Consider the following 14,924-nt stretch of genomic DNA (forward strand, 5'->3'; position numbering starts at 1 on the left):
ACAGCCTTCCCCCGATGTACCACGCGATCGTCTTCTTCCCGCTCATCGGCGCCCTCACTGCCGGCCTGTTCGGGCGCTATCTCGGCGCGCGGGCCTGCGAGCTGATCACCACGTCGTGCCTCGCCTTCGCGGCGCTGATCGCCTGGGGCGTCTTCATCGACGGCGGGCCGGAGGTGCGGGTGCAGGTGGCCTCGTGGTTCACCGCCGGGGACCTGACGGTCGATTGGGCCTTCCGCATCGACACGCTGACGCGGGTGATGCTCGTGGTCGTGACCTCGGTCTCGACCCTTGTGCACCTCTACTCCATCGGCTACATGCACGAGGACCCGCACCGGCCGCGCTTCTTCGCGTACCTGTCGCTGTTCACCTTCGCCATGCTGATGCTGGTGACGGCGGACAACCTCGTGCAGATGTTCTTCGGCTGGGAGGGCGTCGGCCTCGCCTCCTACCTGCTGATCGGCTTCTGGTACGAGAAGCCCTCGGCCAACGCCGCCGCCATGAAGGCGTTCATCGTCAACCGCGTCGGCGATTTCGGCTTCTCGCTCGGCATCTTCCTCGTCTTCGTGCTGTTCGGCTCGGTGGCCTTCGACGGGATCTTCCCGAAGATCGACGCCGTGAAGGAGATGAGCTTCCACTTCCTCGGCTATGACTGGAACGCCCTGACGCTCGCCTGCCTGCTGCTGTTCATGGGCGCCATGGGCAAGTCCGCGCAGTTCCTGCTCCACACGTGGCTGCCGGACGCGATGGAGGGCCCGACCCCGGTCTCGGCGCTGATCCACGCGGCGACGATGGTGACGGCGGGCGTGTTCATGGTCGCCCGGCTCTCGCCCCTGTTCGAGGTGGCGCCGAACGCGCTGATCGTGGTGACGGTGATCGGCGGCATCACCGCCTTCTTCGCGGCGACCGTCGGACTCGTGCAGAACGACATCAAGCGCGTGATCGCGTACTCGACCTGCTCGCAGCTCGGCTACATGTTCGTGGCGCTCGGCGTCGGCGCCTACTCGGCCGGCGTGTTCCACCTGTTCACCCACGCCTTCTTCAAGGCGCTGCTGTTCCTCGGGGCCGGCTCGGTCATCCACGCGATGCACCACGAGCAGGATATGCGGAACATGGGCGACCTGCGACGCTACATCCCCTTTACCTGCGCGATGATGGCGATCGGCACCCTCGCGCTGATCGGCTTCCCCTTCACCGCCGGCTACTACTCGAAGGACGCGATCATCGAGGCGGCCTATGCCTCGACCCGGCCGGGCCACACCCTGGCCTTCCTGTGCACGGTGATCGCCGCCTTCTTCACCTCGTTCTATTCCTGGCGCCTGTTCTTCATGACCTTCGAGGGTCCGGCGCGCTGGGGCGTCCACGCGGCGCACGATCACCAGGCCGCGCCGGCCGTCGCCCATTCCGCCATGGCCCACGAGGCCGATGGCGCGCCGGGGCACACCGAGGGCGCGGCCCACGACGACAAGGGCCACGACATCGAGCCGGCCCACCACAGCGACGTGGTGAAGGACGACCATCACGGCCACGGGCACCACGGCGATCACACGCCGCACGAGAGCCCGCTGGTGATGACGATCCCGCTGGCGATCCTGGCCTTCGGCGCGCTGTTCGCCGGCCTGATCTTCAAGAACAAGTTCATCGGCGAGGGCATGGACGCCTTCTGGGGCCACGCCCTGGCGCACGGCCCCGACAACCACATCATGCACGACATCCACCACGTGCCGGCGCTGGTCTCCTACTCGCCGTTCATCATGCTGGTGGGGGGCTTCGTCCTGGCCTTCTGGATGTACATCCGCCAGCCGAAGCTGCCGGGCGAACTCGCCGCGCAGCAGCCGACCCTGTACCGCTTCCTACTCAACAAGTGGTACGTGGACGAGATTTACGACGCGATCTTCGTGCGCCCCGCGAAGAAGTTCGGCCTGTTCCTCTGGAAGGAGGGCGACGGCCGGATCATCGACGGGTTCGGCCCGAACGGCATCGCCGCCCGGGTGGTGGACGTCACCCGCGGGGTGGTCCGCCTCCAGACCGGCTACCTCTACCACTACGCGTTCGTCATGCTCATCGGCGTCGCCGGCTTCATCAGCTGGTACCTGATGTCCGGCCTGCCCAAGGGCACCCACTGATGCGACGGTCTTCGTTGCGGCAGGCAGAGGGGAATACGAAGTAAATGCTCGGCCTCGGCATCCTCTCCGGTCTGCTGATCGTGCCCCTGTGCGGGGCGGCCTTCATCCTCACGCTGAACGGCGATGAGGCGGCGGTCGCGCGTAACAGCCGCTGGGCCGCCCTGGCGACCACGATCGTCACCTTCGCCCTCTCCCTGGTGGCGTGGTCGCGCTACGATGCCACCTCGTCGAGCTTCCAGCTCGTGGAGAGCCATGCGTGGCTGGCCCAGGGCATCCGCTTCAAGCTCGGCGTCGACGGCTTCTCCATGCCGCTCGTGCTGCTGACGACGTTCCTGATGCCGTTCTGCGTCGGCGCCTCGTGGAACTCGATCTCGACCCGCGTGAAGGAATACTACGTCGCGCTCCTGGTCCTCGAGACGACGATGATCGGCGTGTTCCAGGCGCTCGACCTCGTGCTGTTCTACCTGTTCTTCGAAGCCGGCCTGATCCCGATGTTCCTCATCATCGGCATCTGGGGCGGGAAGCGCCGGATCTACGCGAGCTTCAAGTTCTTCCTCTATACCCTGCTCGGCTCGGTGCTGATGCTGCTCGCCGTGATGGCGATGTACTGGGAGGCCGGCACCACCGACATCCCGACCCTGCTGCAGTACCGCTTCCCGGCGGAGATGCAATGGTGGCTGTGGCTGGCCTTCTTCGCCTCGTTCGCGGTGAAGATGCCGATGTGGCCGGTCCATACCTGGCTCCCCGACGCGCACGTCGAGGCGCCGACGGCGGGCTCGGTGATCCTGGCCGGCATCCTGCTCAAGATGGGCGGCTACGGCTTCATCCGGATCTCCCTGCCGATGCTGCCGGTGGCGAGCCAGGACTTCGCGCCGCTGGTCTTCGCCCTCTCGGTGATCGCGATCATCTTCACGTCGCTCACCGCGATGATGCAGACCGACATCAAGAAGCTCATCGCCTACTCGTCGGTGGCGCATATGGGCTTCGTGACGCTCGGCCTGTTCACCCTGAACGAGCAGGGCATCCAGGGCGCCCTGTTCCTGATGATCTCCCACGGCATCGTGTCCGGCGCGCTCTTCCTCTGCGTCGGCGTGGTCTACGACCGGATGCACACCCGCGAGATCGCGGCCTATGGCGGCCTCGTGAAGCGGATGCCCCTCTACGCGGCGGCGATGATGGTGTTCACCATGGCCAATGTCGGCCTGCCGGGCACCTCGGGCTTCGTGGGCGAGTTCCTGTCGATGATGGGCGCCTTCAAGGCGAACCCGATGGTCGCCTTCTTCTCGACCTTCGGCATCATCCTCTCGGCGGGCTACGCCCTGTGGCTCTACGCCCGGGTGATCTACGGGAAGCTGGAGAAGCCGAACCTGCAGGGCATCCTCGACCTCGACCTGCGCGAGAAGCTGATCATCGCCCCCCTCGTCGTCCTGACCATCTATTACGGCGTGCATCCCGCGCCCGTGCTCGACGTGTTCGCGCCCTCCACCGAGGCGCTGATGACGGGCATGAAGGCCGCGCTCGCCAACACCCAGACCGCGGCGGCTGCGCTGCCGGTCCCGCGCTGAGGCCGTCCCGATGCCGCCCGTCCACGCCGCCCTCCCGTCGCTCGCACCGCTCCTGCCCGAGCTGATCCTCGGCATCGGGGTCCTGGTGCTGATCCTCTACGGCGCGTGGCGGGGTGAGCGCTCCGCCGAGACCGTGAGCGTCGGCGCCCTCGTGCTGCTGCTCTTCGCCCTCTTCGTCGTGATCTCGCAGCCGGCCCACGGCCGGGTGACGACCCTCTCCGGCGCCTTCGTGTCGGACGCCTTCTCGAAGGTGATGAAGTCCCTGGTGCTGCTCGGCTCGGCGGCGGCGATCGTCCTGTCGCACGACTTCTTCAAGCGCGAGAAGATCGACCGGTTCGAGTTCCCGGTGCTGATCGTGCTCTGCACCATCGGCATGATGGTGATGGTCTCGGCCAACGACCTGATCGCCCTCTATCTCGGCCTGGAGCTTCAGTCGCTCGCCGCCTACGTCATCGCCGCCTTCCACCGGGACGACGTGCGCTCCACGGAAGCCGGCCTGAAGTACTTCGTGCTCGGCGCGCTCTCCTCCGGCATGCTGCTCTACGGCGCCTCGCTGATCTACGGCTTCACCGGCACGGTCTCGTTCCCCGGCATCGTCTCGGCCCTGAACGATCAGGCGGGTGCGGGCATCGTGCTCGGCATCGTGTTCGTGGCGGCGGGCGTCTGCTTCAAGATGTCGGCGGTGCCGTTCCACATGTGGACGCCCGACGTATACGAGGGCTCGCCGACGCCCGTGACGGCCTTCTTCGCCGCCGCGCCGAAGATGGCGGCGGTGTCGATGACGGTGCGGGTGTTCATCGGCGCCCTGCCGGACGTCACGGCGGTCTGGCAGCAGATCTTCGTGTTCGTCTCCATCGTCTCGATGGCGCTGGGCTCCTTCGCCGCCATCGGCCAGCGCTCGATCAAGCGCCTGATGGCCTACTCGTCCATCGCCAATATCGGCTACGCGCTGATCGGCCTCGCCTCGGGCTCGCAGGAGGGGATCGAGGGCCTCGTCCTCTACATGATCATCTATCTCGCGATGACGCTCGGCACCTTCGCGATCGTCCTCAGCCTGCGCCGCCGGGACGTGATGTTCGAGTCCATCGAGGACCTGTCGGGCCTGTCGCGGACCCACCCGTGGATCGCCTTCTGCCTCGCGGCGATGATGTTCTCGCTCGCCGGCATCCCGCCGCTCGCCGGCTTCTTCGCGAAGTTCTACGTGTTCGCGGCGGCCATCAAGGCGGGCCTCGTGACGCTGGCGGTGATCGGCGTCGTGACCAGCGTGGTCGGCGCCTATTACTACCTGCGCATCGTGAAGATCATGTACTTCGACGAGCCGAAGGAGCGCTACGAGCCCATGGCGCCGGGCCTGCGGGTGGTGCTCGCCCTGTCGAGCGTCGTGGTGATCCTGTTCGTCGTGATGCCGGATCCCCTCCGGGCCGCTGCGGCGAACGCGGCCAAGTCGCTCTTCTAGGATTGGCCTACCGACTCGGTCAGGCGGCACGGGCGGCGGGGCACAGGCTCCATGTCCATGACCGCCTCGGTTCCACCAACACGGAAGCCCTGGAGCGGGCCCGGGCCGGCGAGCCCGGGCCCCTCTGGGTCGTCGCGCACCGGCAGGAGGCGGGGCGCGGCCGGCGGGGCAACGCGTGGTCCTCGCTGCCGGGCAACCTCACGGCGAGCGTGCTCTGGCCGGTCTCCGGCGTGGCGCCGGACCATCTCGCCGAACTCGGCTTCGTGGCCGGGGTGGCGCTGGCCGACGCCGTCGAGGCCACCTGCGGCACCCTGCCGGGCTGGGATCGGCGCGATCCGACCCGATCTGTTCGCCTGAAATGGCCGAACGATCTGCTGCTCGGGTCCGGCAAGCTCGCGGGGCTCCTGCTGGAAGCGGAGGTGCTGCCCGGCGGCCGGCGGGCGGTGGTGATCGGTTTCGGCGTCAACGTCGCCGCCGCGCCGGCGAACCTGCCCGCGACAAGCCTTGCGGCGGCGGGTTACGTCGGCGGGCCGGAAGCGTTACTGGAACATCTCTCCGACGAGATGGCCGCGCACGCGCGCGCCTGGGCCGGAGGCAAGGCATTCACCCGCATCCGCGAGCGCTGGCTCGCGCGGGCCGCCGGTCTCGGAAGCGAGATCGCGGTGGCCAGCGGGGAACGGGTCCTGCGGGGCCGGTTCGACACGATCGACGAGGGGGGGCGGCTCGTGATCCTCGGCCCCGACGATGCCCGGCATGTCGTGACTGCCGGGGAGGTGCACTTTGGAACGGCCGCGACGGCGGCCTGAGTTTGGACGACGACAGATGGCAATGGGACAGGAGGAGCTCGTCTTCCTGCCGCTCGGCGGCGTGGGCGAGATCGGGATGAATGCGGCTCTCTACGGCTTCGGGCCGCCGAAGAGCCGCAAATGGATCATGATCGATTGCGGAATGGGTTTCGCGGGCGAGGAGGCGATGCCCGGCATCGACCTCATGTTCCCGGACCTCACCTATATCGAGGAGCGCCGGAAGGACCTTCTCGGCATCTTCATCACGCACGCGCACGAGGACCATATCGGCGCGATCTCGGAATTGTGGACGAAGCTGCGCGTGCCGGTCTACGCGACGCGCTTCGCCAAGAACCTGCTCGAGACGCGCCGCCTCTCGGAGCCGGGCGCGCCGAAGGTCGAGCTGCGTGAGGTCAAGCCGGGCAAGCGGCTGAACGTCGGCCCGTTCGAGCTCGAATTCGTGCCGGTGGCGCACTCGATCCCCGAATCGAACGCGGTGGCGATCCGCACGGCGGCGGGCCTCGTGGTCCATACCGGCGACTGGAAGCTCGACCCGACCCCGGTGGCGGGCAACGTCACCTCGCCGGAGGCCTTCACGGCGCTCGGCGACGAGGGCATCCTCGCCCTGATCTGCGATTCGACCAACGTGGTCCGCGAGGGCTTCTCGCCGAGCGAGACCGAGGTCGCCGCGACCCTGAAGACGATCATCGCCGACGCGCCCCACCGGGTGGCGGTGACGACCTTCGCCTCGAACGTCGCCCGCATCCGCGCGGTGGCCGAGGCGGCCCAGGCCTGCGGGCGCGAGGTGATCGCGGTCGGCCGGGCCATGGACCGGGTGATCGATGTCGCCCGCGAATGCGGCTACCTCGACGGCCTGCCGGAGTTCCGCCGGGCGGATTCGTGGAAGAGCATCCCCCGCGACAAGGTCGTGGCGCTGCTCACCGGCTCGCAGGGCGAGCCCCGCGCGGCCATGTCCCGCGTCTCCCGCCGCGACCACCCGGACATCAGCTTGGCCGAGGGCGACCGGGTGATCTTCTCCTCGCGCGCCATCCCCGGCAACGAGCGGGATGTCGGCGCCATCATCAACGACCTGATCGAGCAGGGCGTCGAGGTCATCACCGACCGCACCGCCCTGGTCCACGTCTCCGGCCACCCGCGCCGGGACGAGATGGTCGAGATGTACAAGTGGACCCGTCCGCAGACGGCGATCCCCGTCCACGGCGAGGCGCTGCACCTCGACGAGCATGCCCGCTTCGCCCGCGCCCAGGGCGTCGGCCATGTGGTGAAGGCCCGCAACGGCGCGATGGTCCGCCTCGCCCCCGGCAAGCCGGAGGTGGTGGAGCACGTGCGCGCCGGGCGCCTCTACAAGGACGGCCACGTCCTGATCGACGACAAGGACCGGGCGATCCCCGAGCGGCGCAAGCTAATGCAGGCGGGCCTCGTCTCGGTGGCCATCGCCATCGACGACGACGGCGTGGTGCTGGGCGAGCCAGCGGTGGACATCATCGGCCTGCCGAACCGGGGCCGGGGCGGCGAGGCGCTGATCGACACGGTGGTCGATGCCGTCTCGCAGACCCTCGGCAGCCTGTCGCGGGGCAAGCTCAAGGATTCCGAGGGCGTCGAGAAGAGCGTCGACCGCGCCGTGCGGCAGGCGGTCAACGAGGTGTGGGGCAAGAAGCCGGCCTGCCACGTGCAGGTGGTGGAGGTGTAAGCTACGGTTCGCGAAAGGCGGGCAAGGCTTCCCCATCCGCCTCCCTCATCCTGAGGTGCCCGCCCCGGCGGGCCGCGAAGGAGGGCTCCAGGGTCCGCGTGGCCGGCTGGAGGTCTCCTTCGAGGCTGCTCCGCAGCACCTCGGGACGAGGGCAAAAGGTGGGAGACAGGGCCCGCTGAAGGTCCGAGAGAGGGAGAGAAGAGAATGATCGGCCGGCTCAACCATGTGGCCATCGCGGTGCGCGACCTCGACGCCGCCACCGCGACCTACCGCGACACGCTGGGCGCCACGGTGTCCGAGGCGCTGCCGCAGCCGGAGCACGGCGTCACCGTCGTCTTCGTGGAGTTGCCGAACAGCAAGGTCGAGCTCATGGCGCCGCTCGGCGAGGGCTCGCCCATCGAGGCCTTCGTGGAGCGCAACCCGAACGGCGGCGTCCACCACGTCTGCTACGAGGTCGACGACATCATCGCCGCCCGCGACAAGCTGAAGGCGCAGGGCGCGCGGGTGCTCGGCACCGGCGAGCCGAAGATCGGCGCCCACGGCAAGCCGGTCCTGTTCCTGCACCCCAAGGACTTCCTCGGCACCCTCGTGGAGCTGGAGCAGGTATGAGCGGGCTGATGCGGGTGTTCGGGCGGTCCACGCCCGCGACCCTCGCGGCGGTCGCCCTCCTCGTCGCGTGTTTCGTCGCGGTCGGGGTGGGGCTGTTCAAGCTGACGGTGGGGGGCGGGATCGCCCTCTACTTCGTCATCTGGTGGACCCTGCTCTTCGCCATCCTGCCGATCCGCAACCATGCGGAGACACGGCCGGAGCACATCGTGCCGGGCCAGGATCTCGGCGCGCCCGCCGCGCCGCGCCTGCGGGAGAAGGCGATCTGGACGACGCTTCTCACGGGATTCGTCTTCCTCGGCGCCCTGGCGATCTTCCCCCTCGCCGGGCTGTAAGATGGTCGCTCTCGGGGGCAATCCGGCCGACGGCGCCGCGCGGGCCGGGGACGGGCCGGCGGGGGCGAAGGCCGGGTGGCTGTTCCCCTTCATGCTGGCCCTGTTCTTCACCTGGGGGCTGGTGACGGTCTTCGTCGACATCATCACCCCCAAGCTCAAGGCGCTGTTCGCCCTCAGCTACGCCGAGGCGACGCTCACCCAGTTCTGCTTCTTCCTGGCCTACGCGGTCATCTCCCTGCCCGCCGGGGCTTTGGTGGCGCGGATCGGCTACATCCGGGGCCTCGTGCTGGGGCTTCTGGTGATGGCGGCGGGGGGCCTGCTGTTCACGCCGGCCGCGAGGATCGGCGTCTATCCCCTTTTCCTGGCGGCGCTCTTCGTGATGGCCTCCGGCATCGCCGTGCTGCAGGTCGCCGCCAACCCGCTGGTGACGGGCCTCGGGGCGCCGGAGAGCGCGCCGAGCCGCCTGACCCTGGCGCAGACCTTCAATTCCCTCGGCACCACGGTCGGCCCGGCCATCGGCGCCTGGGCGATCCTGTCGCGCGGGCCGGCGCCGGCCGATCCCGCCACCCTGTCGCCCGCGGCGATGGCGGCCGCGCGGCAGGCCGAAGCCGCCGTGCTGCAGATGCCGTTCCTCGTCATCGCGGGCGGGCTCGCCCTACTGGCCGGCGTGTTCTGGACCCTGCGGCGCTGGCTGCCGGAGGAGGGGGGGTCGGCCGGGGGCAGGGGGGTCGGGCTCGATCTCCTGGCCCGGCCGCGCCTCGCCTTCGGGGCGCTGGCGATCTTCCTCTATGTCGGCGCGGAGGTCGCCATCGGCACGCTGATGGTGAGCTACCTCGAACAGAAGCAGGTCCTGGCCGCGAGCCCCGAGACCGCCGGCCATCTCCTCAGCTTCTACTGGGGCGGGGCGCTGGCGGGGCGGATCGTCGGCAGCCTCGTGCTGCGGCGGGTGAAGGGCGGGGCGGCGCTGGCCGTCTGCGCCCTGGCGGCGGGGGGCCTCGCGACCCTCTCCGCGCTGACCGGCGGGACGGTCTCCGGCTGGAGCCTGCTGGCGGTGGGGCTCGCCAACTCGATCATGTTCCCGACGATCTTCGCCATGGCGATCGAGGGGCTCGGCCCCCGCACGGCGCAGGGGGCGGGCATCGTCTGCGTCGCCATCGTCGGCGGGGCGGTGGTGCCGGTCATCACCGGGGCGCTCGCCGACCGCTTCGGCCTGCAGGTGGCCCTGGCGGCGCCCATCCTCTGCTACGCCTGCGTCGCCGCCTACGGGCTCGCCGCCCTGCGGTCGCTGGCGGACCCGGAGCCGGCCGATGCGGCGGTGTGAGAGGGCTCAGCCCTCCACGAACTGCCGCATCAGGAAGTGTGCGATGGCCATGGGCGGCGGCGAGAGGATGCCGTCGGGATGGGTGCCCGCGAGCATCGCGGACACCGCCTCCCGGTCGAACCAGCGGGCATCCTCGATCTCGGCCGGATCGGTGACGATCTCCCCGTCCAGCGCCTCGGCGACGCAGCCGAGCATCAGCGAGGAGGGGAAGGGCCAGGGCTGCGAGGTCCGGTAGGAGACCGCCCCGACGCGGATCCTGGTCTCCTCGTAGACCTCTCGGCGCACGGCATCCTCGATGGTCTCGCCGGGTTCGAGGAAGCCCGCGAGGCAGGAGAACATGTGCGGCCGGAAATGCGGGCCCCGCCCGAGGAGGCAGGTCTCGCCCCGGCGCACCAGCATGATCACCACCGGATCGACCCGGGGGAAATGGTGGGCGTTGCAGGCCCGGCACTCCCGCCGGAAGCCCCCCGCCGCCGTGAAGGTCGGCGCGCCGCAATTGGCGCAGAAGCGGTGTCGCCCGTGCCAGTCGAGCATCGACTTCGCCACCGCGAGGAGGCCGAGTTCCTCCGGCGCGACGACGCCGTCCGTGGCGATGCTGCGCAAATCGAGGCTGCGGTTCTCGCTGCCTTCCAGGGTCGGCAGTTCGTCGGTCGGGATCGAGGCGGCGAAGACCGGGAACCCGTCCCAGCGGCCGAGGAACACCGTCTCGATGCGCTCCACCGCGTGCAGCAGGGCGGTGGTGGCGACATGGATCGCCGTGCCCTCGCGCAGGAGGAAGCGGTCGCCGCCGAGGATGAGCAGGCGGGTGTCCGGCGCGTCGAGGGGCGGCACCGCCTCCTCCGGCTGCTCGGCGGAGTGCCGGTCCAGGCGGTTGTGGACGAAGCCCAGGGTCGAGATCGGATCGTGCATCGGGGTCAGGCCGCCGCGAACAGGGCGCCGGCCCGCTCGGCGAGCTGGGCGCGGGCATGGAGCGGGTAGGGGGTGCGGGTGCCGAAGCCCCAGACGGGGCCGGGCCAGGCCGGATCGGAGCGGAAGCGCCCGACCACATGCACATGGAGCTGCGCGACGACGTTGCCGAGCGCCGCGACGTTGATCTTGTCCGGCTTGGCGAGGTCGCGCATCACCCCGGTGGCGAGGCGGATCTCCTGCCAGAGCGCCTGCGCGTCGGCCTCGTCGAGGTCGGTGATCTCGCTCACCCCCTCGCGCCTCGGCACGAGGATCAACCAGGGGAAGCGGGCATCGTCCATCAGCAGCACCCGCGACAGGGCGAGGTCGCCGAGATGCACGGTGTCGGCCGAAAGACGCGGATCGGGGACGAAATCGGGCGCGGTCATCCCGTCTCTATAGCGCGGCCGTCGGGGCCGAACAGGCGCGTGCGTCCCCGCGCCGTCGCCGGTTCACAGGGTGGGCACGGCCCCGGCGCGTCCGACGATGACCGTGCCGGCATCGTGCGCCCCGTCCGGGCCCGCCTGGGTGAGCACCGTGACGGCGGCGCCGGGCACGAGCAGGGCCTTCTCCCCCGGGGCGACCTGCGTCACCCGCGTGTCGGGGGGAATCGTGAAGTCGCTGCGCCCGTCGCCGTGGGTGAGGGTGACTTGCCGCGTGCCCGTGCCGCTCAGGTCGGCGATCCACCCTCCGGTGAGGGTGGCGCCGGGCTGCGAATCCCAGGGGCGGCTGCCGGCGGCGAAGCCACGCTCGGAGGGGGAATAGATCGTCACCCCCGTCGCCTTCGCCGAATCGGGCGCTGCGGTGACGGTGATGTAGCTCTCCGGCTTGATGTCGCGCAGGCGGGCATCGGTCGCGGTGTAGACCTGGGTCTTGGCGTCCATCCGCACCGTCACGGTGCTGCCGCCCGACCGCACGAGCGTCAGGTCGTCGCCGTGGCGGGCCTCGACCGTGCCGCGGAAGCTGTGGGTCGAGGGGTCGGGCTTGCCCGGCTGCGCGAGGGCGGGCGCGGCGGCGAGCAGCACCGCAAGGGCGGTCAGGGTGCGGACCAAGGCATACCTCCGGCCGAAACAGACAAGGCCCAGGCCGAACGTGGCCGTGGGTCGGGGGTTCCCGTCAATGGGCCATCAACACTGGCATATCGGCCTGGGCGAGGACGTGACTCGTGACACCTCCGAAGATCATCTGGCGCAGGCGGCTCTGGGTGTAGGCGCCCTTGATGAGCAGGTCGCAGCCGAACTCCTTGGCCTCGGCCAGGAAGGTCTCGCCGGGGGTGCGCCGGCCGGTGGGCAGGGCGCGGTGGGTGGCCTCGACGCCCTCGCAGGCCAGCGCCTGGGCGAGGTCCTGCGCGCTCGGGCCCGGCACCATGCCGCCCTCGACGCTCAGCACCAGCACCCGCGCCGCCCGGCGCAGGAAGGGCATGGCGAAGGCCACCGCGCGGGCGGTCTCGGTGGAGCCGTTCCAGGCGATCAGCACCGCCTCGCCGAGGCTCGCGGGCGGGGCGGGGGGCGCCAGCAGGATCGGACGGCCGCTCTCGAACAGGGCGGTCTCGAAGGTGGTCATGCGCGGGGCGTTGTCGCCGGTCCCCGGCCGCCCGACCACGGTGGCCGAGAACAGGCGGGCATATTGCCCGAGGAAGGCGTCGCCGGTCGGCACGTCCTGGCGCCACCGGTAGCGCGGCCCGGCCTCCATCACCTTGGCGGGGTTGCACTGGCCGTCGCGCGGGTGGCGGGGGATGCCGGCCGCATCCATCGCGGCGACGAAGCGCGAGCCCGCCTCCTCCGCCTCCGCGATGTCGGCCTCCTCGTCGCGCAGCCACGTCATGCCGCCGACCATGTCGACGGGAACGTATTCGGCCAGCGCGGGGCGCAGGGAGACGCCCTCGATCAGGCTGCCGAAGCGCGCGGCGGCGAGCCGCGTCGTCTCGAACACGGAGGGCAGGGCGTCGTGCATCGCCACAGGTACGAGCAGGGTCTTCATCATGCCGTCCTCGGGGCTGACGTCTCGGATCGGGCGGAGGCTAGCGATCCTCTCGGCCTAAGAAAACCGGGCGGCGCGACGGCCCCACACGGTTTTCGAGGAACCCGCGCAAGCTCCGGGTCAAGGGACGCTCCACGAGGCGGTGCACCGCCAGGGCCGCGAGGAGGGCGAGGCCGGTCATCGCGGCCATGGCGACCCAGGGATGCAGGGCGGGGGCGAGGCCGAGCCGCAGCAGCGCCTCCCGCCCTGCGCGCAGGGCGAAGGGGTGGGTGAGGTAGAGCGCGTAGGAGGCGTCCCCGAGGACGGCGAGGGCGCGCAAGGGGGCCGGCAGGGCGGCGATCCCGCCCCGGCCGAGGCCGGGCCCGAAGGCGGCCGCCGCCACGAGGAGCCCCGCCGGCAGCCCGACGAGGAGGGGCCGCGCGAAGCCCGGCACCTCGCCCTCGCCGCCGAGATGCCACGCCGCGCCGAGCATCCCGGCGAGCCCGAGGAGCGCCAGCGCGATCCTCGCGCCGGAGGGCAGGCGCAGGCCCGCGAGGCGGGCGAGGCCGAGCCCCGCCCCGAGGGCGAATTCGAGGACGATCGGGTCCGCCCAGAACGCCAGCGGCGGGGGCGGCGAGACGAGGGTGCCCAGGGCCACCAGGGCGACGAGAACCCCGCCGAGCCACGCCACCGCCCCCCGCAGGCCGAAGCCGAGCCCGAGGGCGAAGAGGGCGTAGAAGGCCATCTCGTAATTGAGCGTCCAGCCGAGCCCGTAGAGGGGCTGGAGGCTCCCGTCCGGCCGGGCCATCGGCCAGAACAGGAAGGAGGCGGCGACGAAGGCCGGATCGCGCCCGAGCGCCCCCGCCTCACCGAGCAGCCCCGGCGCCGCGAGTGCCAGGGCGAGGTAGAGCGCGGTGGTGAGCCAGTAGAGCGGCACCACCCGCGCGATCCGGTGGGCGAGGAAGCGCCCCCGCCCCCCCGGTGCCCCGGCGAGGGACCGGCTCGCCAGCACGATGACGAGGCCGGAGATCACGAAGAACAGGTCGACGCCGGCCCACCAGGGCAGCAGCGTCCCCGGCGCCAGGGCCGCCCCGGCGCCCCGCGCGGCCAAGAGCCCGGCCTCGTGCCGGGCATGATGCCAGACCACCATCGTCGCCGCGACAGCGCGCAGGATTTGGATGAAGACCAGCATCAGAGCAGTCTTTCCCACGGAAAGCCCGCGCGGCGCGTGTTCACTGCCCCGATTCCAGGCAACGACATCTGGAACAATCCCCGAAAGTCTCGGTTGACCCATTGAATCGGCGCACGATGGGCCGCCAAGTGCCGTTGGATCCGTGAGGATCCGGCGCGGGTGGCGTCGCCGTGCGTCAGTCTTCTCTTGCTACGAGGTTCTCCTATGCTGAAGAATACCGTTGTCGCCTCCGCGATGGTCCTGGCCCTGGCCACCCCCGCCTTCGCCCAGATGAACGACTTCCGCATGGACGCGATGCAGTCGAACGCCTTCGAGGTGCAGTCGGCGCAGATCGCCCTGCAGAAGACCCGCAACGCGCGGATCCGTACCTACGCCAAGGATGCGCTCCGTGACCACCGGGCCGCCAACGTGGCCCTGTCGGGCGGCGCGACCGGCTCCATGGGCGCGATGGCCGATGGCGGCCCGATCGGTGGCCTGATCGGCGCTCCGCTCGCCGTGGCCGGTGGTGCGGTCGGCGCGGGCCTCGGCGCCGCGACGGGCGCCGTGGGCGGCACCCTCTCGGGCGGCCCGGTCGGCGGCCTCCAGGGCGTGGGCAACGGCGCGGCGCAGGGCGCGGCGGCCGGCAGCCGCCTCGGCGGCGGCGCGATGGTGGAGAACACCGGCGCCGGCACCATGGTCCCTCCGAACCAGCAGCAGCAGGCGATGCTCGCCGAGCTTTCGGCCACCCCGGCCGGCCCGCGCTTCGACCGTCTCTACGTCAGCCAGCAGGTCCAGTCGCACCAGATGGCGATCGGCATGACCCAGGCCTACGCGCAGAACGGCCCGAACCCGGCGCTGCGCACCTACGCCCAGCAGGTCCTGCCGTCGCTGCAGGAGCATTACGGTATGCTGCAGCGGATGCCGGGCGCCATGTAATCCAGCCCCAG

At 70.5% G+C, this 14,924-nt stretch carries 14 protein-coding genes; 9 read left to right on the top strand and 5 right to left on the bottom strand.

The genetic code is table 11. From position 1 onward, the window contains the following. Positions 1-14 precede the first annotated feature (14 nt). The 8 genes from nuoL (at position 15) to ACXJ1Y_RS04295 (ending at position 9,902) form a co-directional block, all read left to right on the top strand. Positions 15-2,123: an NADH-quinone oxidoreductase subunit L gene (nuoL, locus tag ACXJ1Y_RS04260; RefSeq protein ID WP_463848909.1), complete on the top strand. Its 2,109-nt coding sequence runs from the start codon at positions 15-17 to the stop codon at positions 2,121-2,123. A gap of 44 nt (positions 2,124-2,167) precedes the next feature. Next, a complete protein-coding gene (locus ACXJ1Y_RS04265) occupies positions 2,168-3,688 on the top strand; it encodes an NADH-quinone oxidoreductase subunit M (protein ID WP_463848910.1) in 1,521 nt (506 codons plus the stop codon). Between the two features lie 10 nt (positions 3,689-3,698). Next, positions 3,699-5,144 (top strand): NADH-quinone oxidoreductase subunit NuoN, encoded by a 1,446-nt coding sequence (gene nuoN, locus ACXJ1Y_RS04270; protein ID WP_463848911.1) that lies wholly within the window; start codon positions 3,699-3,701, stop codon positions 5,142-5,144. Between the two features lie 2 nt (positions 5,145-5,146). Next, a complete protein-coding gene (locus tag ACXJ1Y_RS04275) occupies positions 5,147-5,950 on the top strand; it encodes a biotin--[acetyl-CoA-carboxylase] ligase (RefSeq protein ID WP_463848912.1) in 804 nt (267 codons plus the stop codon). 16 nt (positions 5,951-5,966) lie between these two features. Continuing rightward, the gene (locus tag ACXJ1Y_RS04280) at positions 5,967-7,640 is read left to right on the top strand and encodes a ribonuclease J (RefSeq protein ID WP_463848913.1); all 1,674 of its coding nucleotides are present in this window, start codon (positions 5,967-5,969) and stop codon (positions 7,638-7,640) included. 204 nt (positions 7,641-7,844) lie between these two features. Beyond that, entirely contained in the window at positions 7,845-8,249 is a 405-nt protein-coding gene (gene mce, locus ACXJ1Y_RS04285) for a methylmalonyl-CoA epimerase (protein WP_463848914.1), read from the top strand. After that, a complete protein-coding gene (locus ACXJ1Y_RS04290) occupies positions 8,246-8,581 on the top strand; it encodes a DUF1467 family protein (RefSeq protein WP_463848915.1) in 336 nt (111 codons plus the stop codon). The genes mce and ACXJ1Y_RS04290 overlap by 4 nt, the downstream gene beginning before the upstream one ends. 1 nt (position 8,582) lies before the next feature. Next, complete coding sequence (locus ACXJ1Y_RS04295) at positions 8,583-9,902, top strand: sugar MFS transporter (protein WP_463848916.1); 1,320 nt, start codon at positions 8,583-8,585, stop codon at positions 9,900-9,902. Between the two features lie 6 nt (positions 9,903-9,908). On the opposite strand, the gene nudC is transcribed toward ACXJ1Y_RS04295, so the two are convergent. From nudC to ACXJ1Y_RS04320, 5 genes are all read right to left on the bottom strand, one after another. Next, positions 9,909-10,811, bottom strand: a complete 903-nt coding sequence (gene nudC / locus ACXJ1Y_RS04300) for an NAD(+) diphosphatase (protein ID WP_463848917.1) — start codon at positions 10,809-10,811, stop codon at positions 9,909-9,911. A gap of 5 nt (positions 10,812-10,816) precedes the next feature. Then, entirely contained in the window at positions 10,817-11,236 is a 420-nt protein-coding gene (locus tag ACXJ1Y_RS04305) for an HIT domain-containing protein (protein ID WP_463848918.1), read from the bottom strand. A gap of 63 nt (positions 11,237-11,299) precedes the next feature. Further along, a complete protein-coding gene (locus ACXJ1Y_RS04310; protein WP_463848919.1) occupies positions 11,300-11,899 on the bottom strand; it encodes a hypothetical protein in 600 nt (199 codons plus the stop codon). Between the two features lie 64 nt (positions 11,900-11,963). Continuing rightward, complete coding sequence (locus ACXJ1Y_RS04315) at positions 11,964-12,827, bottom strand: universal stress protein (protein ID WP_463850030.1); 864 nt, start codon at positions 12,825-12,827, stop codon at positions 11,964-11,966. A 40-nt stretch (positions 12,828-12,867) separates the two neighbouring features. Continuing rightward, complete coding sequence (locus ACXJ1Y_RS04320) at positions 12,868-13,998, bottom strand: acyltransferase family protein (RefSeq protein WP_463848920.1); 1,131 nt, start codon at positions 13,996-13,998, stop codon at positions 12,868-12,870. Between the two features lie 204 nt (positions 13,999-14,202). Between ACXJ1Y_RS04320 and ACXJ1Y_RS04325 the strand changes: the two genes are divergently transcribed. Further along, on the top strand, positions 14,203-14,913 hold the full coding sequence (locus tag ACXJ1Y_RS04325) for a DUF4142 domain-containing protein (RefSeq protein ID WP_463848921.1): 711 nt from the start codon (positions 14,203-14,205) through the stop codon (positions 14,911-14,913). The last annotated feature ends 11 nt before the right edge of the window (positions 14,914-14,924 follow it).

This window comes from Methylobacterium sp. TK26 (assembly GCF_055361565.1).

Coding starts and splice junctions, on each gene's coding strand:
- nuoL (WP_463848909.1), top strand. CDS start 15: ATGTACCACGCGATCGTCTTCTTCCCGCTCATCGGCGCCCTCACTGCC.
- ACXJ1Y_RS04265 (WP_463848910.1), top strand. CDS start 2,168: ATGCTCGGCCTCGGCATCCTCTCCGGTCTGCTGATCGTGCCCCTGTGC.
- nuoN (WP_463848911.1), top strand. CDS start 3,699: ATGCCGCCCGTCCACGCCGCCCTCCCGTCGCTCGCACCGCTCCTGCCC.
- ACXJ1Y_RS04280 (WP_463848913.1), top strand. CDS start 5,967: ATGGCAATGGGACAGGAGGAGCTCGTCTTCCTGCCGCTCGGCGGCGTG.
- mce (WP_463848914.1), top strand. CDS start 7,845: ATGATCGGCCGGCTCAACCATGTGGCCATCGCGGTGCGCGACCTCGAC.
- ACXJ1Y_RS04290 (WP_463848915.1), top strand. CDS start 8,246: ATGAGCGGGCTGATGCGGGTGTTCGGGCGGTCCACGCCCGCGACCCTC.
- ACXJ1Y_RS04295 (WP_463848916.1), top strand. CDS start 8,583: ATGGTCGCTCTCGGGGGCAATCCGGCCGACGGCGCCGCGCGGGCCGGG.
- nudC (WP_463848917.1), bottom strand. CDS start 10,811: ATGCACGATCCGATCTCGACCCTGGGCTTCGTCCACAACCGCCTGGAC.
- ACXJ1Y_RS04305 (WP_463848918.1), bottom strand. CDS start 11,236: ATGACCGCGCCCGATTTCGTCCCCGATCCGCGTCTTTCGGCCGACACC.
- ACXJ1Y_RS04315 (WP_463850030.1), bottom strand. CDS start 12,827: ATGAAGACCCTGCTCGTACCTGTGGCGATGCACGACGCCCTGCCCTCC.
- ACXJ1Y_RS04320 (WP_463848920.1), bottom strand. CDS start 13,998: ATGCTGGTCTTCATCCAAATCCTGCGCGCTGTCGCGGCGACGATGGTG.
- ACXJ1Y_RS04325 (WP_463848921.1), top strand. CDS start 14,203: ATGCTGAAGAATACCGTTGTCGCCTCCGCGATGGTCCTGGCCCTGGCC.